The following is a 23,717-nucleotide window of genomic DNA, read 5'->3' on the forward strand; positions in this document are numbered from 1 at the left end:
ACATGTTGTCTTTGATTGAACAAATTCGTACAGGCGCGCTTTGGGATTTCCCAGGTGGTGTGCATCCGGCAGAAAATAAAAAGCAGTCCAACAAAACTGAACTCGCTCATGCGGCTATCCCGTCAGAAATTGTATTGCCGCTAAAACAGCACATTGGTAAAGCGGGTAACCTACTGGTTTCCGAAGGTGACTACGTATTAAAAGGTCAGCCATTAACGCAATCGGAGACCGGCTTTACGGTTCCAGTGCATGCTCCAACATCAGGTACGCTCACCGCGATTGAGCCACGAACTGTCGCGCACCCTTCTGGGTTAAGTGAATTGTGCGCTGTCATCACGCCTGATGGTAACGATGCATGGTGTGAAAGAAACCCCGTCGCAGATTACCAACAAGAAACCTCTGACGCACTGATTGATGTTATTCGTCTCGCTGGTATTTCTGGTATGGGTGGCGCAGGCTTCCCTACTGCAAAAAAAATCCAATCAGGTTTTGCTCGTACCGAGATTCTTATCGTTAATGCAGCAGAGTGCGAGCCATACATCACGTCTGATGACAAGCTCATGCAAGAACATGCCGAAGAGCTTATTCAAGGTATCGAAATTGTCGAACATATCCTGACACCAAAGCTCACGATTATTGGCATTGAAGACAACAAACCAGAAGCAATCAAAGCGCTAGAAGCTGCGGCTATAAACAAAGATATCGTTATTCGCGTTATCCCAACTAAATACCCTTCTGGCGGTGAAAAACAGCTGATCAAAATTTTAACCAATAAAGAAGTGCCAAGTGGCGCGATTCCAGCCGATATTGGTATTTTGGTCCAGAATGTTGGTTCTCTTTACGCTATAAAACGCGCAGTCATCGACGGTGAGCCGATGATAAAACGCATCGTGACTCTCACTGGTAAAACCTTCAAACAACCACGCAACGTTTGGGCATTATTAGGGACACCAGTACAAGCACTGTTGGATGAGTTTGGCTATAAAGCAGATAAGAAGTTACAGCGTTTAATTATGGGTGGGCCAATGATGGGCTTTACCCTTCCTCACTCCCAAGTGCCGATTACCAAGACAGCAAACTGTATCCTTGCTCCGACTCGTCGTGAGATCTCTCCGCACCAGTATGAGATGGAATGTATTCGCTGTAGCCAATGTGCCGAAGCATGCCCTGCTTCGCTGCTGCCTCAACAACTGCAATGGCATGCGAAAGCTGAAGAGTATGACAAACTCGAAGAATTAAACTTAAAGGATTGTATCGAGTGCGGCGCTTGTGCGTTTGTATGTCCAAGTGAAATTCCGCTTGTACAGTACTACCGCCAAGCGAAAGCAGAAATTAGAACTAGAACACAAGAAGCGGAAGCTGCAGAGCGAGCAAAACTGCGTTTTGAAGAGAAAAAAGCGCGTATGGAACGCGAAAAAGCAGAACGTGAAAATCGCTTCAAGAAAGCTGCCGATCAACGCCGAAAAGAGATGAAGTCTTCTGGTAGCGATGATGCGATAGCAGCAGCGATCGCACGAGTGAAAGCTCAGAAGACAGAAACCACTGAAAAAGCAGAGCCAGCAGTAAAACCAGCCGTAGCGGCAGCCATTGCCAAAGCGAAGGCTAAACAAGCGGCAGCAGCTAAAGCAGGCTCTAGTGAACCTGATAACTCAGAAATGGCAAAACTGCGCGAAGAACGCAAACGTCTTGCTCGCGAACGTAAAGCGCAAAAAGAACAAGGCGAAACGCCAGACAATAACGCTGATGATAAAAAATCGGCAGTTGCGGCCGCCATCGCCCGAGCTAAAGCGAAAAAAGCACAACAAGAAGATTCAACTGAATCTGTAGAATCGGAAACGTCTGCGCAGCAAGACGGCGATCCGAAAAAAGCCGCGGTTGCTGCTGCCATTGCACGTGCCAAAGCACGCAAAGCGAAGCAAGCAGACTCAACTGAAGCGGAAGAAGCTGAAGCACCTGCTGAGCAAACCGACGATCCGAAAAAAGCCGCCGTGGCTGCTGCGATTGCACGTGCCAAAGCACGTAAAGCGAAGCAAGCAGACTCAATTGAAGCGGAAGAAGCTGAAGCACCTGCCGAGCAAACCGACGATCCGAAAAAAGCCGCAGTTGCCGCTGCAATTGCTCGAGCCAAAGCGCGCAAAGCGAAGCAAGCAGACTCAACCGAAGCGGAAGAAGCTGACGCACCTGCCGAGCAAACCGAAGATCCGAAAAAAGCCGCCGTGGCTGCTGCGATTGCACGTGCCAAAGCACGAAAAGCGAAGCAAGCAGACTCAATTGAAGCGGAAGAAGCCGAAGCACCTGCCGAGCAAACCGAAGATCCGAAAAAAGCCGCCGTGGCTGCCGCGATTGCACGTGCCAAAGCACGTAAAGCGAAACAAGCAGACTCAACTGAAGCGGAAGAAGCTGAAGCACCAGCCGAGCAAACCGAAGATCCGAAGAAAGCCGCAGTGGCTGCTGCCATTGCACGTGCCAAAGCGCGTAAAGCGAAACAAGCAGACTCAACTGAAGCGGAAGAAGCTGACGCACCTGCCGAGCAAACCGAAGATCCGAAAAAAGCCGCCGTGGCTGCTGCCATCGCTCGAGCCAAAGCGCGCAAAGCGAAGCAAGAAACGCAAACAGAGCCTGTTGAAGAAGCAACCTCCGAAGAACCAGAAGTGGATCCGAAGAAAGCCGCGGTTGCCGCAGCAATTGCGCGCGCGAAGGCACGCAAAGCGCAACAAGAAGCTAATAAAAATAATACTGAGGAGAACGAGTAGTGTCGTTTTTTATTGCCAGTTCACCGCATACCCACAGTCGTCGTAGTACGCCAGATTTAATGAAATGGGTGGCACTTTGCGCACTTCCAGGTTTAGTAGCTCAAACCTACTTCTTTGGCTGGGGTACGCTTATTCAGCTGATTTTTGCCATTGCAGTCGCTGTATCCCTTGAAGCCTTAGTCATGATCTGTCGTAAACGCTCACCAATGAGAGCGCTACGTGATAACAGTGCAATAGTTACCGCTTGGTTGTTAGCCGTTGCTATACCACCATGGTCTCCGTGGTGGATTATGGTGATCGGGCTTATTTTTGCGATAGTAATCGCTAAACACCTCTATGGTGGCCTTGGACAAAACTTATTCAACCCTGCAATGGTCGCTTATGTGGTCTTGTTGATCTCTTTCCCAGTACAAATGACGAGTTGGAGTGCACCGACATCACTCATACCTGATCATGTAAATTTTGCAGATACACTCTCTTTAATTTTTACGGGCTATGATTACGACGGCTTATCACTTCAGCAAGTTCGCTCAGGTGTTGACGGCGTGACAATGGCGACACCACTTGATGCATTTAAGACTGGCATTCTTACAGGTGCCACTCCAAGCGAAGTAATGTCGCAGCCAATATTTGATGGCTTAGGTGGTATTGGTTGGCAATGGGTAAACCTTGCTTACCTTCTTGGCGGCATAGTCATGATCAAAAAGCGTATCATCCAATGGTATATTCCAGCAGGTTTCCTTGCGAGTCTGACTCTGTTTAGCCTAGTGTTCACGTTGCTGACGCCAGGGGAAACTGCGTCGCCAATTTTACACTTGTTATCTGGTGCAACCATGCTTGGCGCATTCTTTATTGCAACCGATCCCGTTTCGGCGTCTACCACCGTCAAAGGACGTTTAATCTTCGGTGCGCTTATTGGTGCTTTGGTTTTTATCATTCGCAGTTGGGGCGGTTTCCCAGATGGTGTTGCATTTGCAGTGTTGCTTGCAAATATGTGTGTGCCACTGATCGATTACTACACCAAACCTAGAACTTACGGTCACTGAGGTAAACATGTTAACCGCTATTAGAAAAAATGGTCTGACACTCGCGATATTTGCATGTGCAACAACCGGATTAGTCGCCCTTACTCAGTACCTAACAAATGACCAAATCAAGGTACAAGAGCAAAAACAATTACTTTCTGTTTTGAATCAAGTCATTCCAGAAAACATGCATGACAACGCACTCACGCAAGCTTGTACAATGGTCACGTCTCCAGATCTGGGGACATTACGTGCGATGCCAGCCTACCTCGCCACGAAGAATGGTGAACCAACAGCAATCGCAATAGAATCTATCGCGCCAGATGGCTACAATGGTGAGATAAAAGTGATTACTGGGATTGATAATCAGGGCAATATTTTGGGGACACGCGTCCTAAACCACCAAGAAACCCCTGGTCTGGGCGATAAAATCGATCTTCGTGTCACCGACTGGATCCTGAGCTTTACAGGAAAACAAGTCACGGAAAACAATTGGAATTCGTGGAAAGTTCGTAAAGATGGCGGCGATTTCGATCAATTTACTGGTGCAACGATCACGCCAAGAGCCGTCGTAAAAGTGGTGCGAAATACCGTTAACTACGTAAACCAATCTCGTGAAGACATTCTTAGCCAGCCGTTAGGCTGTGAAGGAGAGCAGTAATGAATGAGAATAAATTACTGATGAAAAACGGTATGTGGAGTAATAACCCCGCTCTCGTACAACTGCTGGGCTTATGTCCACTGCTAGCGGTTTCTTCCACGATAACCAATGCATTAGGTCTTGGTATTGCAACCTTACTCGTGCTAGTTGGATCCAACGTAACAGTTTCTCTTATCCGTAACTATGTGCCAAAAGAGATCCGTATACCTGTATTCGTTATGATCATTGCCTCACTCGTTACCTGCGTTCAGTTGTTAATGAATGCCTATGCGTACGGTTTGTACCTGTCTCTAGGTATCTTTATTCCTCTGATTGTAACGAACTGCATTATTATTGGCCGAGCAGAAGCTTACGCGTCAAAAAATGATGTTGCACCCGCTGCGCTAGATGGTTTGTGGATGGGCCTTGGTATGACGAGCGTCTTGGTTGTTTTAGGTGCCATGCGCGAATTAATTGGTAATGGCACACTATTCGACGGAGCAGACCTTCTCCTAGGAGACTGGGCTTCAGCTCTACGGATTCAAGTTTTCCAATTTGACAATAGCTTCCTGTTAGCGCTTCTCCCACCTGGTGCATTTATCGGTGTTGGGCTGTTGATAGCGCTCAAAAATGTCATAGATAATTCAATTCAGGCACGTCAACCAAAAGAAGAAAAACCAACCATAGAACGTGCTCGCGTCACTAACGCATAACAAGATAAGGCTCTGTCATAGGAGCCTTTTTCATAAACCGCAGAGACGGTATTGGAAGTCAGCAATGAACAAAATAAAAAGAATCGAAATTCTTGAGCGATTACGAGAAAACAATCCGAATCCTCAAACTGAGCTTAACTGGAGCTCCCCTTTTGAGCTGCTAATCGCTGTATTACTATCAGCTCAAGCAACCGATGTAAGCGTCAATAAAGCCACCGACAAGCTTTTCCCTGTCGCTAATACACCACAAAGTATTCTTGATTTGGGAGTCGATGGCTTAAAAGAATACATAAAGACCATCGGTTTGTTTAACTCAAAGGCAGAAAACACAATCAAGACTTGTAAGATCTTGTTGGAAAAACACAATGGTGAAGTTCCTGAAGATCGTGCCGCGTTAGAAGCGCTACCAGGCGTAGGTCGCAAGACCGCAAACGTCGTGCTCAACACCGCTTTTGGTTGGCCAACTATTGCCGTCGATACGCACATTTATCGCGTGTCGAATCGCACTAAATTTGCGATGGGAAAAACGGTTGATGATGTCGAGCAGAAGCTATTAAAAGTTGTGCCAAAAGAGTTCAAACTCGATGTGCACCACTGGCTCATTCTTCATGGTCGTTATACGTGCGTAGCAAGAAAGCCTCGCTGCGGTAGCTGCATTATCGAAGATTTGTGCGAATATAAAGAGAAAGTATACCCAGATAGCTAACGCTATTTGTAAATCAAAGCTAGGAGCAAAAAATGTCAAACGGTCGAATTCTCCACACTATGCTTCGCGTAGGTGATCTAGACAAATCCATCAAGTTTTACACTGAAGTTATGGGCATGCAGCTGCTTCGTACTAACGAAAATAAAGAGTACGAATACACGCTAGCGTTTCTTGGTTATGGTGACGAATCCCAAGGTGCAGTGATCGAACTGACTTACAACTGGGGTAAAACTGAGTATGACTTAGGTACCGCTTTTGGTCATATCGCCATTGGTGTTGATGATATCTACACAACTTGCGACGCTATCAAAGCGGCGGGCGGTAATGTGACGCGTGAGCCAGGTCCCGTAAAAGGCGGAAGCACGCACATTGCATTCGTAAAAGACCCAGATGGTTATATGATTGAGCTTATTCAAAACAAGCAAGCTTCAGCAGGTCTTGAAGGCTAAGCGGCACTTCTAATAATCACTTGTACTGCAAGTTGAACTCCGATTACAGGCAGGTCTGCGATCTGCCTGTCCTTTTATAAACAAAACTCTTTACTTGATAATAGTTATCGTTTAGATTTATCCGCAACTTCGATATGCGGGATTACGATAATGATCAGTGAATGGGAAAAACACACACTTCTAGCCGATACGGCACTTCAACTAGATGACCCTGTTCGCAGCATTCTTCATTACCAGCAAGCCCTAAGCCTGAGTGAAGATATCAGCGAATGTGTGGAAATTGAGGCGGACGAGCGATTATTAATTTCTGTGATTTCTTGTCATAACTTAGCTCAGTTCTGGCGTTGGGCTGGAGATACTGACTATGAACTCAAATACCTTCAACTGGCCTCTGAGAAAGTCTTAACACTTATCCCACAATGCCCAAATAAAGAGTGTGCAAGCTTTATCGACTCGATAGGATGCTGTACTAAGGCGTTGATAGACTTTATGAAGCGTCACCCTAATCCGGCTATTGCCAAACAGGTTGAAAAAATAGATACCGCAACCAATTGCGAAGTCATTGCCAAATTCCGCTTAAACTAACATTCAAATTATACAGCAAGAATCACCGAAAGGTGCTTGGCAAAATACCACTAAAATATTATTAACAACGTCAGTAAATCAAAAACGCCGAAGCTTTCAGCTTCGGCGTTTTTATATGCATCACACTTGGGTTCGCCCTAGAGATATCACGACTCGGCGGTTTTTGTCTTTTCCTATTGGCGAACCGTTATCTGCAATAGGACGACGCTTGCCGTACCCTTGCACTTGAATTCGATCTTCCGGTAGCCCTAGAGACTGAAAGTAATCACGAAGTGACTCTGCACGTCGCTCTGATAAACTTTGACTCGCACTTTTACCATCGGTTGAATCTGTGTACGTCGCCACCAGCACGAGATCGATATCTTGATTATGTCGGATATAATCTGCAATTTGTGATAAACGCTTTTTAGAAGCCTTGGTTAACTGATCACCTTGTCTTTCGTAGTGCAAAATCGTAAAAGCAATGTCCTCGAAACTGTATTTCAATAAGTTGGAAATACAGTCGCTAAACGCGTTGTACTTGTTTTGAAACAGTACTGATGACAATGCGACTTCAATTCTCTGATCTCGGCTCTGCCAATCTTGGTAACTAAAAGTCGGATAACGGCCTTTTTCCAGCTCAGACAACATGCCCCATGCTGTTTGCCCTCCGACATAACCATCAAACTGTTTAAAAAACTTTAGGTTTGTAATTCGATCGGCGTGTTCACCTGGTCGCCAAGGTGGCGGCATAGAAATGAGACTGACGTTACGTGTTTCTCCCATCGGACGACGCATTTTTAACTCAAAGTCTAAATTGATTTTTTTATTTGCACGAGATGAAAATACCGCATCTCCAAAGCTTGGAATGGGGTGTACAAGCTGACATTCTAGTGGTGTATTGACCACCATTTCCCATTGAGATTGCTGTGGAGTTGCAGCATAACGTTTGCCCATCAAAGCGAAGCTGCTTGTGCTAAACAACGAAAATACAACACCACTGGTAATCAGCCATTTCTTCATCTAATACTGTCTCTTAAACGGCAGTCTGTTGCCGTCAATTTGCATCAATAAAATTACTTCAACCGGCATGCAAAAATCTCGCCAATATAGGGTTATCTGTCACACTGCCATTAATGTGAGCCACCGTGTTCCAATCACCTTAACCGCCACTTAGCGTTTTACTTCCTCATGTTTTATCGGTTTACATGATGCAAAGTATGGCGAATAAACGTCTACATAATATGCAATACAAACTTATTGATTGGATGCAAAATAGAATTCCGGTTTTCTCTTAAATTGCGGTTTTTCTCATCGGTATAATCTGCAATAATGCAGCCTTCGTCACACAAAAATAAGCCAACATGACACTAGAAAATGAAGCTCTAACCTTGAAAAAACGCTTTCGTGGTTATTTCCCTGTGGTAGTAGACGTTGAGACCGCTGGTTTCAATGCTCAAACTGATGCACTTTTAGAAATCTGTGCCGTTACGTTGAAAATGGACGAACATGGCGTGTTGCATCCGGCCTCCACCATTCATTTTCATGTGGAGCCATTTGAAGGCGCTAACTTAGAAAAAGAAGCGCTTGAATTCAATGGTATTCGTGACCCTTTCAGCCCTCTTCGTGGTGCTGTTTCTGAGCAAGAGGCGCTAAAGGAAATTTATAAGCTTATTCGCAAAGAACAAAAAGCCGCAGATTGCTCACGTGCAATTATGGTTGCTCATAACGCAGCATTCGACTTGGGTTTTGTAAATGCAGCAAATGAACGCTGTAAACTAAAAAGAGTCCCTTTTCATCCCTTTGCTACTTTTGATACGGCTACATTAAGTGGCCTTGCTTATGGCCAAACAGTTCTCGCTAAAGCATGCAAAACAGCCGGGATGGAATTTGATAACCGTGAAGCACACTCTGCGCTTTACGATACACAAAAAACAGCAGAATTATTCTGCGGTATTGTCAACAAATGGAAGGCCCTCGGCGGTTGGCCGCTTGTCGACGAAGAATAATAAGTAAACACAACATATTAGGAAAAGTATGAATCCTGTCGTTATATCAGTGTGCGTCATGCTCGTGTTAGCATTGATGCGCGTAAACGTGGTGGTTGCCCTCACGTTTAGTGCCATCGTAGGCGGCCTAGCCGCAGGCATGAGCCTTGGGGATACGGTTGCCGCATTTGAAAGTGGTCTAGGTGGCGGTGCAACTATCGCACTAAGCTACGCCATGTTAGGTACTTTCGCTGTTGCCATCTCGAAATCAGGCATCACGGATCTACTGGCCAAAAGTGTTATCAAGCGCTTAAATGGTAAAGAAAACTCGGCGTCAACTACCGGGTTAAAGTACGCCGTGCTGGTGGCATTAGTGCTTGTCACGATGTCATCTCAGAACGTAATTCCGGTCCATATCGCCTTTATTCCAATTTTGATTCCACCTCTTTTGGGCGTATTTGCGAAACTTAAGCTCGACCGACGTTTGGTCGCGTGTGTTCTTACCTTCGGTTTGATCACACCTTACATGATCTTACCTGTTGGTTTCGGCGGTATTTTCTTAAACAACATTCTATTAAAGAACCTACATGACAACGGTTTGGAGAATGTGATTGCAAGCCAAGTCCCAACCGCCATGTTACTGCCAGGTGCAGGGATGCTGTTTGGTCTATTACTGGCTATCTTTGTGAGCTATCGTAAACCGCGTGTCTACAAAGAAACTGAGTTGACTGTCGTTGACGAAACCGATCACGTCATTAATAAAAAGCACATCTTAGTTGCGGCACTTGGTATTGTCGCTGCTTTGGGTGTTCAGCTTTACACGGGTTCAATGATTATCGGTGCTCTAGCTGGCTTTATGGTGTTCACTTTCGGCGGCGTTATCGCATGGAAAGAGACGCACGACGTGTTCACTAAAGGTGTACACATGATGGCAATGATTGGCTTCATCATGATCGCAGCGGCAGGTTTTGCAGCAGTAATGAAGCAAACTGGCGGTGTTGAAACACTAGTACAATCGCTATCAACCAGCATCGGTGACAATAAGCCTCTAGCTGCACTACTGATGCTGATCGTTGGCCTATTAGTAACAATGGGCATTGGTTCATCGTTCTCTACGATTCCAATCCTTGCAACTATCTATGTGCCTCTTGCGCTAGCATTCGGTTTCTCGCCGATGGCAACGATTGCACTGGTAGGTACTGCAGCGGCGTTAGGTGATGCAGGCTCTCCAGCTTCTGACTCTACATTAGGCCCTACATCTGGTCTAAATGCCGACGGTCAACATGAGCACATTTGGGAAACAGTCGTTCCAACCTTTATCCATTATAATATCCCTCTAATCATCTTTGGTTGGATTGCAGCAATGGTGCTTTAATACTATTGTTTGGATGGATATACATTAGTTACGAAAAAGCCGCTCAATGAGCGGCTTTTTGTTATTCATAACTGTGGTTATTGCGCTGGCATATTGTCAATAATACGCTCACGAATCAGCTTCAAGGTTGGTTCTGTCGACAGGTAATCGATGGCAATCGGAAAATAAGCGTCGTTAATTTTAAGAACCAAGCTAGGGTAAGAGTTCACACCTAGGCTCTTTGCAAGGCTCAATTGATCTTCGAACACACCCTCTAAGAAAGAGCCATCCATGTCATTCTTGAATTGCTGAACATTCAAGCCAATTTCTCTCGCTAGTTGCAAGTGAGTGGCTTCTTCATGAGGAGGCATCGCACGTAAGTAATACGCATGCTGAATCGCTTCTAGCATCTGCTCATAAGAGTCTTGAAAGCCCGCTGCAATAACCGCACGACAAGATTGGTAAGTGCTTCTAACTGGCGTACAAAGCTTCCAGAAATCGTAGTTAAACTTAGTGCCTAACTGGCGCTCAATCTGCTTCCAAATACCTTCGAGTTTTTGTTGCATCTCGGGCGGCATCGGTAAATTAGTATCTGGCGCAAGACCACCAACCACATACTCAAACTGAATCACTCCTGGCAGTTGCTGTTTTAGTTTATCCAGCGTTGGTTTGTAACCCCAACACCAACTGCACATTGGGTCATGCACGTAGTAAAGCTTTATATCCACTTTAATAATTAAACCTTTAAAATCATTTCAAAATCTCGGAGTAATTATACAGTCTCATAAGTTGAAAAACTGCTTTATCTTAATAATTCGCTCTAAAGCCAGTCTATACGAGGCGTGTTAAGTTTCATTGTAGATCTTAGGTTAGATAAACAAGTCTGTCAGCTGAGAACTCTAGCCCACCTAGCTCATTTTGTTCGCACAAACTCTTAAAATGTTCAGTACAATACAGAAAGCTCGCTCCTAGCATCTTTGACTTGAAAACAACCTTTTCTGCAACGTCGCTTTCATTAAATACTAACACCTCTACACCTGCTAAGCTGCCATATTCAATTTTTTGGACGCACTTATCTTCATCTTCTTGCCCAAACTCCAACGGTGTATACAGGTACCATTCCTCTCCTTTATAACGAATCGATAAGAACTCGCCTACTTTGCTCAATGGCTCTTTTAAAGATGCATAAGCTTTAGGGGAAAGCACTAAGAAAACCCGTAACCATAAACTGATATCAGGAAGTAATGAGTCTTTCTTGAGAACATCTTCAAACTCAATATCTACTTCACCCCATATACTTTTGAAAGAAAAGTTTTCTAATGGCTGCACAACGATTTTTTCTATTAAATCAATGTCACCTAACTGCCTAGCTATAGAACTAGGCGTAGTGCTCACGATTTTATATTCATTGTGACAGTCGAAAATTTTATAAACCGTCATTAATCTATCAACTCCTCATGTTTTACTACCAGGAGCCACCTATGGGTAAGTTACTTTTCAAATCATTCTTCATGAAGGAAACAGGCCTAAAAAAGCTGCGTTTTAGAGGAGAAAGCTAATTTCCTCGTCGACCATTACCGTGCTTCCAAACCCCAGTATCAGAGAAATAGTATTTTCATATTAATAAAAATCACTAATTAAATGGGTCTGTCAAATTAGAAGAAAACATGATGCCATTGAGCTGATTTTGTTCACACAAAGCCTTAAACTTATCTGTACAGTACAAGGTGCCCGCTCCTTCTAGCCGAGACTTGAAAACCATTTTGTCTTTAACATCATCGTCAATAAAAACAAGGGTATCTAACTCATCTCGGCTCCCATATGCAATTTTTTCTACGCACTTTCTCTTGTTTTCTTGTCCAAAAGTCAGTGATGCATATAAATACCATTGCCCACCTTGGTAGTTAGCAGGTAAAAACTCTCCGTGTTCAGTTAGATAATCATTCAATATTTCATATGCCCTCGGAGATAAAACAAGATATGTTCGCGCCCACAAACTAATATCAGGCAATAGAGAATTGTGCTTAAATACATCTTGAAACTTTACCTCCACAGGCTTCCAAATATCTTGCAGAGATTGATTTTTAATTGCCTGTAACAAGATCCTCTCAAAATAGTCGAAGTCACCTAACTGGCTAGCGATTTCATCGGGACCAGAGCAGATCGTTTGAAATTCTCTTAAATTATCTATTATCTTGTAAACTGTCATAATCCTTCCAAAACTTGATTTTTAGCGTCCAATGCCGATTTATGATGGGGCTTACTCTTCGAGTGCATTTTGTACCGAAATAAGTTGGCCTCAAAATTCTGGGGGACTTAAATTGCCTTTAGTGTAATTCCTTAACCAAATACCATTTGTAGCAACTCCCTTGTCAAGACCTGTAAGCAATCATGTTTGAAAACGACTTTACGAAATAGATGGCGGCATACATCGTAATTACGCGCCAAAACGCATTAAAATGCATATTGAAGTTTTTGTATACACTAGGCGGAATTTACATGGCTTCGCGAGGTTTACGAGATAGGCAGTCAGAACAAAGCTTTATGTTCATTCCACTAACCTAAAAAGAAAAAGGAGCCAGTACGGCTCCTTCGTATTCTATCGCTAAATGTGAGTATTTACGAATTACTCAGCTTGATCTTCAGCGCGCGCTGCTGCTTCTTTGATTAGAGGCTGCAGTTCACCTTTTTGGAACATTTCTAGAATAATGTCACAACCGCCGATAAGCTCACCTTCAACCCATAGTTGAGGGAAAGTTGGCCATTGCGCGTACTTTGGTAACTCAGCACGGATATCTGGGTTTTGCAGAATGTCTACGTAAGCGAACTTCTCACCACATGCCATTAGTGCCTGTGACGCTTGAGAAGAGAAACCACAGCTAGGTAGTTTCGGTGATCCTTTCATGTACAGCAGGATTGAGTTTTCAGAGATCTGCTGTTTGATTTTGTCGATAGTTTCCATCGCTTCCTCATTCATGGGTTTGAACTTTATTTATTTGCCACATTCTACTCAATAACGACAGAATAAAAACCATATAATTAATAAGGCTTAATTTTAGGTTGCTCATTGGCGAGCAATGCAGCACTGCACCACTGCTAACCTCTTAAAATATTTTCATATCGGGGTTTTAATAAAGTAAAAACTTGCTAAAATACTTAGCAAGTCAGCCTTAAAGGCGACATAGCTATAAAAAACACTGGAAGCAATCGAAAGGTCATCCTTTCAAATCAATGGAGAATCGAGTAATGGCATTTGAACTACCAGCTCTTCCTTACGCGAAAGACGCACTAGAACCACACATCTCAGCAGAGACTCTAGACTACCACCACGGTAAGCACCACAACACTTACGTTGTTAAGCTTAACGGTCTTATCCCTGGTACTGAGTTCGAAGGCAAAACTCTAGAAGAGATCATCAAGACTTCTACTGGTGGCGTATTCAACAACGCAGCGCAAATCTGGAACCACACGTTCTACTGGCACTGTCTTGCTCCAAATGCGGGCGGCGAGCCAACTGGCGCAGTTGCAGACGCTATCAACGCAGCATTCGGTTCTTTTGAAGAATTCAAAGCGAAGTTTACTGATTCAGCAATCAACAACTTCGGTTCTTCATGGACTTGGCTTGTTAAGAAAGCTGACGGCTCTCTAGAGATCGTTAACACTTCTAACGCTGCTACTCCTCTAACAGAAGAAGGTACAACACCACTTCTAACTGTTGACCTATGGGAACACGCGTACTACATCGATTACCGCAACGTACGTCCTGATTACATGAACGGTTTCTGGGCTCTAGTAAACTGGGACTTCGTAGCTGAGAACCTAGCGAAGTAATATACTTCCCCCTAAGTTCAATTTAGTCTTATTCAAAAGCTCGCTATTTAGCGGGCTTTTTTGTTTCGCCTTCCCTAGCACCTTTAAATAATTCCCTCTTTTACTAAAGTTCTTCTTATCCACGCCGTTAAAAGAGCATCGAGCGAGGAACATCATGCAAATTCATACTTTAGACAAAGCTGCAATTATCAACGAACTTCAGTTCGGTAATGGTATCAACCATGCCGTACACGAAGGTCGTCGTGCGGATTTCTCGCTGATTCTGTCTATGTTCTCTAATGATGTTCGCGATGTGGTCCCAGTTGAAGAGGTCCAGGAAGTCATCACCAGTGACAGTATTCTTCGCCAACAATTGGGTTTATCGCAACCTCAAGCTCTTCGTTCTGATAGCAGCAGCTACGAGCTCGCCGCATTACAAGCGAAACAATTCCATAATGCGGGTCTGCCATCTGCAAAGTTAAGCCACTACCTAAAACCAGATGCGCTGACTTACCTGCCTGAAGACACATTCAACCTACCAGAGGAGGTTTATCACAACCTATCTGGTCATGAGCGACGCAGATTGGGCGAACGCAACAAACAACTGATCCCAGATGCTGGGCTATATAATCAGCTAGTGACGGCTCAACGTCAGCATCAAATTCAAGCTAAAGCATAGAGATCCGCTTTTTATCCAATAGCTTGCAATACCTACACGTCAGAAATGTGACATCTTACAAATTACCGCACAATAGTCCTCACTCGAAAGCGTTAGTTTGAAGCCTTTCACACTGAACCCAACGAATTTCAACCATGCTATTAGCACAAACCACTGGTGTATTGTTTTTCACATATGGATACAGTGAAGGTGCTATGGATATCAAAGAATCAATTATTCTCGTCACGTCTGCAGGTTCAGTTATAGGAAGAACCTGTGCAAATCACTTTGCTCACCTTGGAGCAACGTTGATTCTTTGTGACCAAAATTCTAGCGCTTTGAGAGCGAGCTATGAGCAAATCAGCGCTTTCACTGACAAAGTGTATGCGATGAATGTGTGTAGTGATAACACAACGTCCATTAACTTATTGTTTGACCAGATAGAATCACAGCTACGTGCGACACCAGATGTGATTGTTAATTGCTGGACCAGCTCCCCTATGCCTGGCTTAATGGCGCCAGAACCAATGAGTACTTACATTGATCACTTGTCGTCTGCGGCACGCTTCCTTTATACCTACGGCCAAGTAGGAGCAGAGCGCTTTCGAGCCAGAAACAAGAAAGGCGTCATTGTTAACGTCATTTCTCATGACAACCATGAAGACTTTACGGGAGTTGAAAGCATGGCGGCGTTGGTGTCAGGTTTTACTCACAGCTGGGCAAAAGAACTCACACCATTCAACATTCGAGTGGGCGGCGTTATTCCCTCGGTAAATCATACAAAAGAAGAGCTCAACGAGAGGCACTGGGCTGAGATCCAAGACGAACTAGTCCGCAACACAGCATACATCGTCGCGAATGAATACTTCAGTGGCCGAGTAGTTGCGACCGAAGTGTAAGCATACACAGCAACTCTGTTTTCCCAAGCCAGATGTAACTCCTGCACCAAAATAAAAAAAAGCCCCAGTCATTTGACTGGGGCTTTAACCTTTTCCCGATTAAGGTTCCGTGCTAGCGAAAACCTTGCTCACTCGATTTTTTAATTACGCGTCAGCTTTTTCTTTCTTTGCTTTAGGTGCTGCTTTTGCTGCTTCTTGGTCTGCTTTCTTCTTGATAACAGTTGTACCTTCGAAAGTTTCGCCTTCAACAAATGCTTTACCGTAGTAAGAAGCCATCAACACATCTTTAAGTTCGCTGATTAGAGGGTAACGTGGGTTCGCACCAGTACATTGGTCATCGAACGCTTCTACCGCTAGCTCATCCAGTTTCGCTACGAAATCTGATTCAGCAACACCTGCCGCTTGGATAGACATTGGGATGTCTAGGTTAACTTTTAGTTCATCCAACCATGCTAGTAGACGTTCAATCTTCTGAGCAGTACGGTCACCTTCTTGGCTTAGGCCTAGGTGGTCAGCAACTTCAGCGTAACGACGACGTGCTTGTGGACGGTCGTATTGAGAGAACGCAGTTTGTTTAGTTGGATTGTCGTTCGCGTTGTAACGCACCACGTTAGAGATAAGTAGTGCGTTAGCTAGGCCGTGTGGCAAGTGGAACTCAGCACCCAGTTTGTGAGCCATTGAGTGACAAACACCTAGGAATGCGTTCGCAAATGCAACACCAGCGATAGTAGCTGCGTTGTGTACTTTCTCACGAGCGATTGGGTCATTTGCACCGTTCGCATAGCTTGATGGTAGGTACTCTTTTAGCATCTTAAGTGCTTGAAGAGCTTGGCCATCTGAGTATTCGTTAGCAAGAACAGAAACGTAAGCTTCTAGAGCGTGAGTTACTGCATCGTAACCACCAAATGCTGTTAGAGACTTAGGCATGTTCATTACTAGGTTCGCATCAACGATTGCCATGTTTGGCGTGATTTCGTAGTCAGCTAGTGGGTATTTCGCACCAGTCTTGTCGTCAGTAACAACCGCGAATGGAGTAACTTCTGAACCAGTACCTGAAGTTGTAGTGATACATACAAGCTCAGCTTTTTTACCCATTTTAGGGAACTTGTAGATACGTTTACGGATGTCCATAAAGCGCATTGCTAGTTCTTCAAAGTGAGTTTCTGGGTGCTCGTACATTACCCACATGATTTTCGCTGCATCCATTGGTGAACCACCGCCTAGCGCTAGGATAACGTCAGGTTGGTAGCTAGCCATTTGAGCCGCACCTTTTTCTACTACAGACAGTGTTGGGTCAGCTTCAACATCGAAGAATGTTTGAACTTCCATGCCTTGAGCTTTTAGTAGGCTTACTACGTCATCTGCGTAACCGTTGTTGAATAGGAAACGGTCAGTTACTAGGAATGCACGTTTCTTGCCTTCTAGGTCGCCAAGCGCGATTGGAAGGCTACCACGACGGAAGTAGATTGACTTAGGTAGTTTATGCCACAACATGTTTTCAGCTCGCTTCGCTACAGTTTTCTTGTTGATTAGGTGTTTAGGACCTACGTTCTCAGAGATAGAGTTACCACCCCAAGAACCACAACCTAGCGTTAGAGATGGCGCAACGTTGAAGTTGTACAAGTCACCGATACCACCGTGAGTAGTCGGGATGTTGATTAGGATACGAGCTGTCTTCATCTTGTCACCGAAGTAACGGATACGGTCAGCGTTAGTATCTTGGTTAGTGTAAAGACCAGATGTGTGGCCGATACCACCAATCTCAACCATAGTTACCGCTTGAGCAACCGCGTCTTCGAAGTTGTCAGCACGGAATAGACCTAGAGTTGGAGATAGTTTCTCGTGAGCGAATGCGTCATCGTGAGATACTTTGCCCAGACCTTCACCAACAAGAACTTTAGTGTCTGCTGGAACTTTAACGCCTGCCATTTCAGCGATTGCTGCTGCTGGCTGACCTACGATTTTCGCGTTTAGCGCGCCATCGATAAGAAGCACTTTACGAACTTTATCAGCTTCTGCTTTGCTTAGGACATAAGCTTTGTGAGAAGCAAAACGCTCTTTCACTTCGTCGTATACTTCATCAACTACGATTGCAGCTTGCTCAGAAGCACATACTACACCGTTGTCGAAAGTCTTAGACATAAGGATAGAAGCAACAGCACGTTTGATGTCTGCTGTTTCATCGATAACAACCGGAACGTTACCTGCACCTACACCGATTGCTGGCTTACCAGAAGAGTAAGCGGCTTTAACCATGCCAGGACCACCAGTTGCAAGGATAAGCGCGATGTCATCGTGTTTCATTAGAGCGTTTGAAAGCTCAACAGAAGGCTGGTCGATCCAACCGATGATGTCTTTTGGTGCGCCTGCTGCTACTGCTGCATCTAGAACGAGTTTAGCTGCATCGTTAGTTGAGTTTTTCGCACGTGGGTGTGGTGAGAAGATGATACCGTTACGAGTCTTCAAAGAGATTAGAGATTTGAAGATCGCTGTAGAAGTTGGGTTAGTCGTTGGTACGATACCGCAGATGATGCCTACAGGCTCAGCGATAGTCATAGTACCTAGGTTGTCATCCTCTTCTAAGATGCCACACGTTTGTTCGTCTTTGTATTTGTTGTAGATAAACTCAGAAGCGAAGTGGTTCTTGATTACTTTATCTTCAACAATACCCATACCAGATTCTTCTACCGCTTGTTGAGCTAGAGGGATACGGGCCTGGTTAGCTGCAAGCGATGCTGCACGAAAGATTTTATCTACTTGCTCTTGAGAGTAAGTAGCGAACTCTTCTTGCGCTTTCTTAACGCGAGCAACCATTGCATCTAGTTCAGCCATATTAGTTACAGGCATAGGGAATCTCCTAAAATTAACAAATATTAAAAACTTTTTACTAAGGCTATTACTTATCGTTTTTACTGTTTATCAGTCACTTAGAAAACAAACGTCTTAGTAAATTGCTTTCAGGACTGAGTATAATATTTCAGAGTGTGAAAAAAATTGACTTGGATCAGTTCTCACCACCTAAATACTACCAAAGTGGTGCCTCATCACACCAAAATGACATAAATCACTGATAAACAAATAAATTAACTCTCATTTTTTATTGAGTAAAAAAGAAGCAAATGGACAAATAAATAAAAGAAACTACAACAACCTGTAAAAAAGTTTCATTTTTGACCAACAAAATTACATGTAGGCCCAATTCTTTGTGCTACTGAGAGTATATCGAACCGAATACATCTCTCTACAAACCACCTTGGTTTTTATCAAAAATGTGCGAATGTTAACGTTTATGTAAAACAGTGCGATTTATCAGCAACTTTATACGTAACATTTCCTTTCCAGATTAGATACAGTTTATTAAAGAATTAGTTTTTCTCACTTAAATGGCAGGGAATGCGTTAGTTTTTTTCATTTCTTACAACCTAACTTTTGCCTTACATTACGCCCAAATTACCCCTTCTCCTTTTCACTAATGTGAACTTTGATGAGTACGCAACATGCAAACTTTTGAACTTGCTATCTTCTTGCAGTTTTTTCTCGGTTTGGTCGCCGCAGTAAACCCTGTTGGTATCATGCCTGTGTTTGTGTCACTAACCGGGCATATGACACCAGACGAAAAGCGCAATACGGCAACAACAGCAAATGTGGCTGTTGCGGTCATCCTGATCATTTCGCTTTTTGCTGGTCAGTTACTGTTAGACATGTTCAGTATTTCTCTGGATTCGTTTCGTGTCGCTGGCGGGTTGCTATTACTTAGCATCGCATTCTCGATGATGAGCGGTAAACTGGGGGAAGATAAGCAGAACAAACAAGAGAAAACGGAATACGTCAGTCGTGAACAGATTGGTGTGGTCCCTCTTGCAATGCCTTTAATGGCAGGTCCTGGTGCAATCAGTTCGACTATTGTTTATGGTGCACGCTACCCAAGCATGTTCGATACCGTGGGCATTAGTATTACGATTGGTTTGTTCTGCCTTTGTTCATGGCTATTATTCCGTTCTGCCCCATTGATCGTACGATTTTTAGGTCAAACTGGAATCAACGTCATTACTCGTATCATGGGTTTGATATTGGGCGCGCTTGGCATAGAGTTCATTGCGAATGGCTTACGCAACTTATTTCCAGGATTAGCCTGAGTTTCTATAAAATTGTATGATAGAGCGATTCAACAATGGATCGCTTTGTCATGACGACTGACTCTCTTAAACATACTCTATATGTCACCATTTTTGGTACTCATACCAAAGCTGGTAAAACGTTCGATATTGCTCTCATTATCGCGATCATCAGTTCGTTAATCGTACTGGTGTTAGATTCGATACCCTCCGTTCGGGCCGAGTGGGAAAAAGAGCTGAAGTTTATTGAATACACATTTACTGGCCTATTCACGATTGAATACCTTCTAAGGCTTTATTGCTCTCCTAAACCTGCCGCCTACGCAAAGAGTTTTTATGGTGTCGTCGATTTACTTGCGATTTTGCCCACCTATTTAGCACTCTTCTTCCCATCCGCTTCGTTTATGGGTGTGATCAGGGCGCTGCGAGTGATGCGAATATTCCGCATACTCAAGTTAGTCCGATACCTCCAAGAGTCCAATATCCTCTTACGTTCACTGCTTATGGCGCGCAGAAAGATTTTTATCTTCTTTAGTTCCGTCGCCATTATGGTAACGATTTTCGGCTCATTGATTTTTATCATTGAAGGACCTGAAAACGGATTTACTAGCATTCCTAAAAGTATTTATTGGGCGATCGTGACCATCACAACGGTTGGTTATGGTGACTTGGTCCCTCAAACAGACCTAGGTAAAGGGCTTGCATCACTCACCATGTTACTGGGTTATTCCATTTTGGCGGTACCTACAGGTATTTTCACTGCCGAACTGCACCAAGAGATGCAATCGCACAAAGTATTGGTGAAATGCCCAAACTGCTCCCACGCAGGGCACGACTCTGACGCAATTTACTGTAAACATTGTGGTAGTGAACTGGCCGATCCAGACAAAAGAGTCGTTCGAACGGAAGACGACGCATGAAAAAAGAGCTCCCTAAGGAGCTCTTTTATTTTGTCATCAAATAAAGGATTGATGTGATTATGCTTTCTCAGACAAAATAATTCGCAGAGTACGACGCAATGGCTCCGCAGCACCCCAAAGCAGTTGGTCACCAACAGTGAAAGCATTTAGGAAATCATCACCCATTGCCATCTTACGTAGACGACCCACTGGTACAGACATTGTGCCCGTAACTTTTGCCGGCGTTAGCTCTTGAGCAGTGATGTCACGGTCGTTAGGAATCACTTTCACCCAATCGTTATGAGTGGCGATGATTTCTTCGATTTCGTCCATTGGTACATTTTGTTTAAGCTTGATAGTAAGTGCTTGAGAGTGACAACGCATCGCGCCAATACGCACACAAGTACCGTCAATTGGAACAGGTGAACTTTGAGAACCCAAAATTTTATTCGCCTCAGCACCCGCTTTCCACTCTTCTTTACTCTGACCATTATCGCGCTTCACATCGATCCATGGGATCAACGAACCAGCTAGTGGCACACCGAATTTATCTGTAGGGAAAGAGCCGCTGCGCATTGTATCCGCAACTTTCTTATCAATATCTAGGATAGAGCTTGATGGGTTTGCAAGTTCAGAGCTCACAGAGTCATTGATAACGCCCATTTGCGAGATCAACTCACGCATATTTTGCGCACCAGCACCAGATGCGGCTTGATAAGTCATTGCGCTTGTCCACTCAACAAGGCCTTTCTCAAATAGACCACCTAGCCCCATTAGCATTAAACTAACCGTACAGTTACCACCGACAAATGTGTTCGTGCCACCGTGGATGCCTTGTTGGATTTGCTTTAAGTTCACTGGATCAAGTGTGATGATCGAATCTTCAGCCATACGTAGCGTAGAGGCCGCGTCAATCCAGTAGCCTTTCCAACCAGCCTGACGAAGTGCAGGGAAAACTTTTTCTGTGTAGCTACCACCTTGACAGGTGATTACCGCATCAAGCTGTTTTAAGCTTTCAATATCATACGCGTCTTGCAGTAAGCCTGCGTCTTTTCCTAAGTTAGGAGCAGGAATACCAACTTGAGAAGTACTGTAGAATACTGGTTCGATTAGGTCGAAGTCTTTCTCTTCAACCATACGCTGCATAAGGACTGAACCAACCATACCGCGCCAACCAACTAAACCAACTCTCATCGTATTAACTCTCCATGTATTAAAAAACCTACCCCATAGTTAATTTTTCACAGCAAAATCTCAACCCCTATTTTGTAAATAAGCGCGTTTTTTAACCTTTTCCTCTGAAAAACCGGGTTACACGAGATTTTTTAGTGTTTGGTTTGCGGTTTTAACCATTTTTCAAGTAGGGAAAGCACTTTAGTCCCCTAATTGGTCTTACCACTCAATGAGAAAATAACACATGAAGCACAACAATTTCACATCACACAACATTTAAAACCAAAAAAGTTAAAACAAACTAACAGTTAATTTCACAAGCAAACGTTTTTACCGACGAACATCAAGATAAAACACCAAATGTTCGAAATATAATTTTTGTTAATGTATGTTATGCGCGATTACAACAAGGAGCGCCTTCCTCTATTGCTCCAAGATTGACAGAGGCACATATGAAGCAAGTTACACCACGCCTACCAAGCTTGATACAGGTATTTATCTCGCTCGGTTTATTTCTCCTGCTGGCATTTTCGTTCACAGCCAAGCTAGACCTACCGATTCAGCTAGCGCTATACATCGGTTGGTTCATTGTCATGATATTGGGCATAAAGCTTGGCCATCAGTATAAAGATCTGGAAAAAGCAGCACTAAATGGCATTTCCAATGGACTTGGAGCCGTTTTAATCCTTTTGGCCGTTGGCGCGCTTGTAGGTACTTGGATCTCTGGTGGTATTGTTCCAACCATTATTTACTACGGCCTTAAAGCAATCCACCCTTCCATCTTTTTGCTCGCGACCATGATCATCTGTTCATTGACTGCGCTAGCGACTGGCACATCTTGGGGTGCGGCTGGCACGGCAGGTATTGCAATGATGGGTATCGGTCAAGGTCTTGGTGTTCCTGCGCCAATCACTGCAGGTGCCGTACTTTCAGGCTGTTACTTTGGTGACAAAATGTCGCCTCTATCGGATTCAGTAATCCTTGCTTCATCTATGTCTAACGTTGAAGTGATGGAACATATTAAAGGCATGTTGCCGATAGCACTCATTAGCTACATTATTACAGGCATTATGTTTACTGCATTTGGCTTCCACTACGCAGGTCAAGTTGACATGAGCCAGGTAGACTCTGTCATTAAAGCGATGGAACAGCAGTTCTACATCACCCCTTACTCATTTGTTCCTGTGATCATCGTATTGTCACTTCTAGCGATGCGTATGCCTTCATTCCCAGTGATCAGTTTTGGTTCTCTGCTAGGTATTATTTGGGCAGTGATGATCCAAGATGTCGATTTCCTAACCGCGTTCAACACGGCTTGGGCTCCGTTTGCAATCTCATCTGGCGTAGATTTCATTGACTCAATCCTTAACCGTGGCGGCATGTCTTCAATGCTTGGGTCGGTAGCGGTTATCGTATTCGGCCTTGGTTTTGGCGGTCTACTAGATAAAGTAGGCGTGCTAGAGACTATCGCGAAGCTGTTTGAAAAACGCGTTCAAAGTGCAGGTTCATTGGCAACAAGCACAATTGGTACGGCCTTTATGGGCAACGTATTTGGTTCAGCGATGTACGTTTCACTTATTCTGACCCCAAAAATCTGTGCGAAGAACTATGACCGTCTAGGCTACAAACGTAAGAATTTGTCTCGTAACGCAGAATTTGGCGGCACGCTAACCTCAGGTATGGTCCCTTGGAGTGACAACGGTATCTACATGGCCAGTATTTTGGGTGTTGCTACACTGTCTTATGCCCCGTTCATGTGGCTGAGTTTTGTATGTATCATCGTAACGATCTTCACTTCTTACATGGGTTGGTTTGTTGATAAGTGCGAACCAACAGCAGAAGCAGTTGAAGAAGCTGAAGGCGAATTAAAGCAGCAAACCGCTTAACTTCGTAGAGATAGGAAGAACCTCCCTTCCGAATTCAATACTAAAAAAGAGCGCTTTAAAGCGCTCTTTTTTTATTTCCAAAACA

Annotated in this window: 22 protein-coding genes; 15 read left to right on the top strand and 7 right to left on the bottom strand. The window is 44.1% G+C overall.

The window, feature by feature from the left end; genetic code table 11:
• Positions 1 to 2 precede the first annotated feature (2 nt).
• The 7 genes from rsxC to R7Z78_RS09475 all read left to right on the top strand — a co-directional run bounded on the left by rsxC (position 3) and on the right by R7Z78_RS09475 (position 6,871).
• Complete coding sequence (gene rsxC / locus R7Z78_RS09445) at positions 3 to 2,753, top strand: electron transport complex subunit RsxC (RefSeq protein WP_104975501.1); 2,751 nt, start codon at positions 3 to 5, stop codon at positions 2,751 to 2,753.
• Complete coding sequence (gene rsxD, locus R7Z78_RS09450) at positions 2,753 to 3,799, top strand: electron transport complex subunit RsxD (RefSeq protein WP_005380749.1); 1,047 nt, start codon at positions 2,753 to 2,755, stop codon at positions 3,797 to 3,799. Before rsxC ends, rsxD begins: the two co-directional genes overlap by 1 nt.
• Positions 3,800 to 3,806: 7 nt before the next feature.
• Positions 3,807 to 4,439: an electron transport complex subunit RsxG gene (gene rsxG, locus R7Z78_RS09455; protein ID WP_104975502.1), complete on the top strand. Its 633-nt coding sequence runs from the start codon at positions 3,807 to 3,809 to the stop codon at positions 4,437 to 4,439.
• Positions 4,439 to 5,131, top strand: a complete 693-nt coding sequence (locus R7Z78_RS09460; protein WP_005380745.1) for an electron transport complex subunit E — start codon at positions 4,439 to 4,441, stop codon at positions 5,129 to 5,131. Before rsxG ends, R7Z78_RS09460 begins: the two co-directional genes overlap by 1 nt.
• Positions 5,132 to 5,195: 64 nt before the next feature.
• Positions 5,196 to 5,837 (top strand): endonuclease III, encoded by a 642-nt coding sequence (gene nth / locus R7Z78_RS09465; protein ID WP_005380743.1) that lies wholly within the window; start codon positions 5,196 to 5,198, stop codon positions 5,835 to 5,837.
• Positions 5,838 to 5,869: 32 nt separating this feature from the next.
• Complete coding sequence (gene gloA / locus R7Z78_RS09470; protein WP_005380739.1) at positions 5,870 to 6,286, top strand: lactoylglutathione lyase; 417 nt, start codon at positions 5,870 to 5,872, stop codon at positions 6,284 to 6,286.
• 150 nt (positions 6,287 to 6,436) lie between these two features.
• Complete coding sequence (locus tag R7Z78_RS09475; RefSeq protein ID WP_005384886.1) at positions 6,437 to 6,871, top strand: DUF2753 domain-containing protein; 435 nt, start codon at positions 6,437 to 6,439, stop codon at positions 6,869 to 6,871.
• A 120-nt stretch (positions 6,872 to 6,991) separates the two neighbouring features.
• Here R7Z78_RS09475 and motY read toward each other — a convergent pair whose 3' ends face one another.
• On the bottom strand, positions 6,992 to 7,873 hold the full coding sequence (gene motY, locus R7Z78_RS09480; RefSeq protein ID WP_104975503.1) for a flagellar protein MotY: 882 nt from the start codon (positions 7,871 to 7,873) through the stop codon (positions 6,992 to 6,994).
• 341 nt (positions 7,874 to 8,214) lie between these two features.
• Here motY and rnt point away from each other — a divergent pair, with 341 nt between their 5' ends.
• Both rnt and R7Z78_RS09490 read left to right on the top strand, forming a co-directional pair.
• Entirely contained in the window at positions 8,215 to 8,859 is a 645-nt protein-coding gene (rnt, locus tag R7Z78_RS09485) for a ribonuclease T (RefSeq protein ID WP_005384888.1), read from the top strand.
• A 28-nt stretch (positions 8,860 to 8,887) separates the two neighbouring features.
• Complete coding sequence (locus R7Z78_RS09490; protein WP_104975504.1) at positions 8,888 to 10,213, top strand: Na+/H+ antiporter family protein; 1,326 nt, start codon at positions 8,888 to 8,890, stop codon at positions 10,211 to 10,213.
• A gap of 77 nt (positions 10,214 to 10,290) precedes the next feature.
• Here R7Z78_RS09490 and R7Z78_RS09495 read toward each other — a convergent pair whose 3' ends face one another.
• The 4 genes from R7Z78_RS09495 to R7Z78_RS09510 all read right to left on the bottom strand — a co-directional run bounded on the left by R7Z78_RS09495 (position 10,291) and on the right by R7Z78_RS09510 (position 13,154).
• Positions 10,291 to 10,920 carry a DsbA family protein gene (locus tag R7Z78_RS09495; protein ID WP_053304219.1) on the bottom strand — a complete coding sequence of 210 codons (630 nt, stop codon included), beginning with the start codon at positions 10,918 to 10,920 and terminating at the stop codon, positions 10,291 to 10,293.
• A 136-nt stretch (positions 10,921 to 11,056) separates the two neighbouring features.
• Entirely contained in the window at positions 11,057 to 11,632 is a 576-nt protein-coding gene (locus R7Z78_RS09500) for a hypothetical protein (RefSeq protein ID WP_053349608.1), read from the bottom strand.
• Between the two features lie 193 nt (positions 11,633 to 11,825).
• The gene (locus R7Z78_RS09505) at positions 11,826 to 12,401 is read right to left on the bottom strand and encodes a hypothetical protein (RefSeq protein WP_065274721.1); all 576 of its coding nucleotides are present in this window, start codon (positions 12,399 to 12,401) and stop codon (positions 11,826 to 11,828) included.
• Positions 12,402 to 12,818: 417 nt separating this feature from the next.
• Positions 12,819 to 13,154, bottom strand: coding sequence for a Grx4 family monothiol glutaredoxin (locus R7Z78_RS09510; RefSeq protein WP_017635833.1), 336 nt, complete (start codon positions 13,152 to 13,154; stop codon positions 12,819 to 12,821).
• A 284-nt stretch (positions 13,155 to 13,438) separates the two neighbouring features.
• Between R7Z78_RS09510 and sodB the strand changes: the two genes are divergently transcribed.
• From sodB to R7Z78_RS09525, 3 genes are all read left to right on the top strand, one after another.
• Positions 13,439 to 14,023, top strand: a complete 585-nt coding sequence (sodB, locus tag R7Z78_RS09515; protein ID WP_005396533.1) for a superoxide dismutase [Fe] — start codon at positions 13,439 to 13,441, stop codon at positions 14,021 to 14,023.
• Between the two features lie 154 nt (positions 14,024 to 14,177).
• A complete protein-coding gene (locus R7Z78_RS09520; protein ID WP_104975505.1) occupies positions 14,178 to 14,681 on the top strand; it encodes a VC2046/SO_2500 family protein in 504 nt (167 codons plus the stop codon).
• Positions 14,682 to 14,815: 134 nt separating this feature from the next.
• Positions 14,816 to 15,559: an SDR family oxidoreductase gene (locus R7Z78_RS09525; RefSeq protein WP_005380732.1), complete on the top strand. Its 744-nt coding sequence runs from the start codon at positions 14,816 to 14,818 to the stop codon at positions 15,557 to 15,559.
• 144 nt (positions 15,560 to 15,703) lie between these two features.
• Here R7Z78_RS09525 and adhE read toward each other — a convergent pair whose 3' ends face one another.
• Entirely contained in the window at positions 15,704 to 18,406 is a 2,703-nt protein-coding gene (adhE, locus tag R7Z78_RS09530) for a bifunctional acetaldehyde-CoA/alcohol dehydrogenase (RefSeq protein WP_005380731.1), read from the bottom strand.
• A gap of 650 nt (positions 18,407 to 19,056) precedes the next feature.
• Here adhE and R7Z78_RS09535 point away from each other — a divergent pair.
• Positions 19,057 to 19,695, top strand: a complete 639-nt coding sequence (locus tag R7Z78_RS09535) for a YchE family NAAT transporter (RefSeq protein WP_104975506.1) — start codon at positions 19,057 to 19,059, stop codon at positions 19,693 to 19,695.
• A gap of 35 nt (positions 19,696 to 19,730) precedes the next feature.
• Entirely contained in the window at positions 19,731 to 20,594 is an 864-nt protein-coding gene (locus R7Z78_RS09540) for an ion transporter (RefSeq protein WP_005380728.1), read from the top strand.
• A 57-nt stretch (positions 20,595 to 20,651) separates the two neighbouring features.
• On the opposite strand, the gene asd is transcribed toward R7Z78_RS09540, so the two are convergent.
• On the bottom strand, positions 20,652 to 21,767 hold the full coding sequence (asd, locus tag R7Z78_RS09545) for an aspartate-semialdehyde dehydrogenase (protein WP_005380727.1): 1,116 nt from the start codon (positions 21,765 to 21,767) through the stop codon (positions 20,652 to 20,654).
• A 431-nt stretch (positions 21,768 to 22,198) separates the two neighbouring features.
• Here asd and nhaC point away from each other — a divergent pair, with 431 nt between their 5' ends.
• On the top strand, positions 22,199 to 23,632 hold the full coding sequence (gene nhaC / locus R7Z78_RS09550) for a Na+/H+ antiporter NhaC (protein ID WP_005380726.1): 1,434 nt from the start codon (positions 22,199 to 22,201) through the stop codon (positions 23,630 to 23,632).
• The last annotated feature ends 85 nt before the right edge of the window (positions 23,633 to 23,717 follow it).

It is taken from the genome of Vibrio sp. 1167 (assembly GCF_033340375.1).
In the GTDB taxonomy this organism is placed as follows: domain Bacteria; phylum Pseudomonadota; class Gammaproteobacteria; order Enterobacterales; family Vibrionaceae; genus Vibrio; species Vibrio alginolyticus.

Coding starts and splice junctions, on each gene's coding strand:
- rsxC (WP_104975501.1), top strand. CDS start 3: ATGTTGTCTTTGATTGAACAAATTCGTACAGGCGCGCTTTGGGATTTC.
- rsxG (WP_104975502.1), top strand. CDS start 3,807: ATGTTAACCGCTATTAGAAAAAATGGTCTGACACTCGCGATATTTGCA.
- R7Z78_RS09460 (WP_005380745.1), top strand. CDS start 4,439: ATGAATGAGAATAAATTACTGATGAAAAACGGTATGTGGAGTAATAAC.
- nth (WP_005380743.1), top strand. CDS start 5,196: ATGAACAAAATAAAAAGAATCGAAATTCTTGAGCGATTACGAGAAAAC.
- gloA (WP_005380739.1), top strand. CDS start 5,870: ATGTCAAACGGTCGAATTCTCCACACTATGCTTCGCGTAGGTGATCTA.
- R7Z78_RS09475 (WP_005384886.1), top strand. CDS start 6,437: ATGATCAGTGAATGGGAAAAACACACACTTCTAGCCGATACGGCACTT.
- motY (WP_104975503.1), bottom strand. CDS start 7,873: ATGAAGAAATGGCTGATTACCAGTGGTGTTGTATTTTCGTTGTTTAGC.
- rnt (WP_005384888.1), top strand. CDS start 8,215: ATGACACTAGAAAATGAAGCTCTAACCTTGAAAAAACGCTTTCGTGGT.
- R7Z78_RS09490 (WP_104975504.1), top strand. CDS start 8,888: ATGAATCCTGTCGTTATATCAGTGTGCGTCATGCTCGTGTTAGCATTG.
- R7Z78_RS09500 (WP_053349608.1), bottom strand. CDS start 11,632: ATGACGGTTTATAAAATTTTCGACTGTCACAATGAATATAAAATCGTG.
- R7Z78_RS09505 (WP_065274721.1), bottom strand. CDS start 12,401: ATGACAGTTTACAAGATAATAGATAATTTAAGAGAATTTCAAACGATC.
- R7Z78_RS09510 (WP_017635833.1), bottom strand. CDS start 13,154: ATGGAAACTATCGACAAAATCAAACAGCAGATCTCTGAAAACTCAATC.
- sodB (WP_005396533.1), top strand. CDS start 13,439: ATGGCATTTGAACTACCAGCTCTTCCTTACGCGAAAGACGCACTAGAA.
- R7Z78_RS09520 (WP_104975505.1), top strand. CDS start 14,178: ATGCAAATTCATACTTTAGACAAAGCTGCAATTATCAACGAACTTCAG.
- R7Z78_RS09525 (WP_005380732.1), top strand. CDS start 14,816: ATGCTATTAGCACAAACCACTGGTGTATTGTTTTTCACATATGGATAC.
- adhE (WP_005380731.1), bottom strand. CDS start 18,406: ATGCCTGTAACTAATATGGCTGAACTAGATGCAATGGTTGCTCGCGTT.
- R7Z78_RS09535 (WP_104975506.1), top strand. CDS start 19,057: ATGCAAACTTTTGAACTTGCTATCTTCTTGCAGTTTTTTCTCGGTTTG.
- R7Z78_RS09540 (WP_005380728.1), top strand. CDS start 19,731: ATGGATCGCTTTGTCATGACGACTGACTCTCTTAAACATACTCTATAT.
- asd (WP_005380727.1), bottom strand. CDS start 21,767: ATGAGAGTTGGTTTAGTTGGTTGGCGCGGTATGGTTGGTTCAGTCCTT.
- nhaC (WP_005380726.1), top strand. CDS start 22,199: ATGAAGCAAGTTACACCACGCCTACCAAGCTTGATACAGGTATTTATC.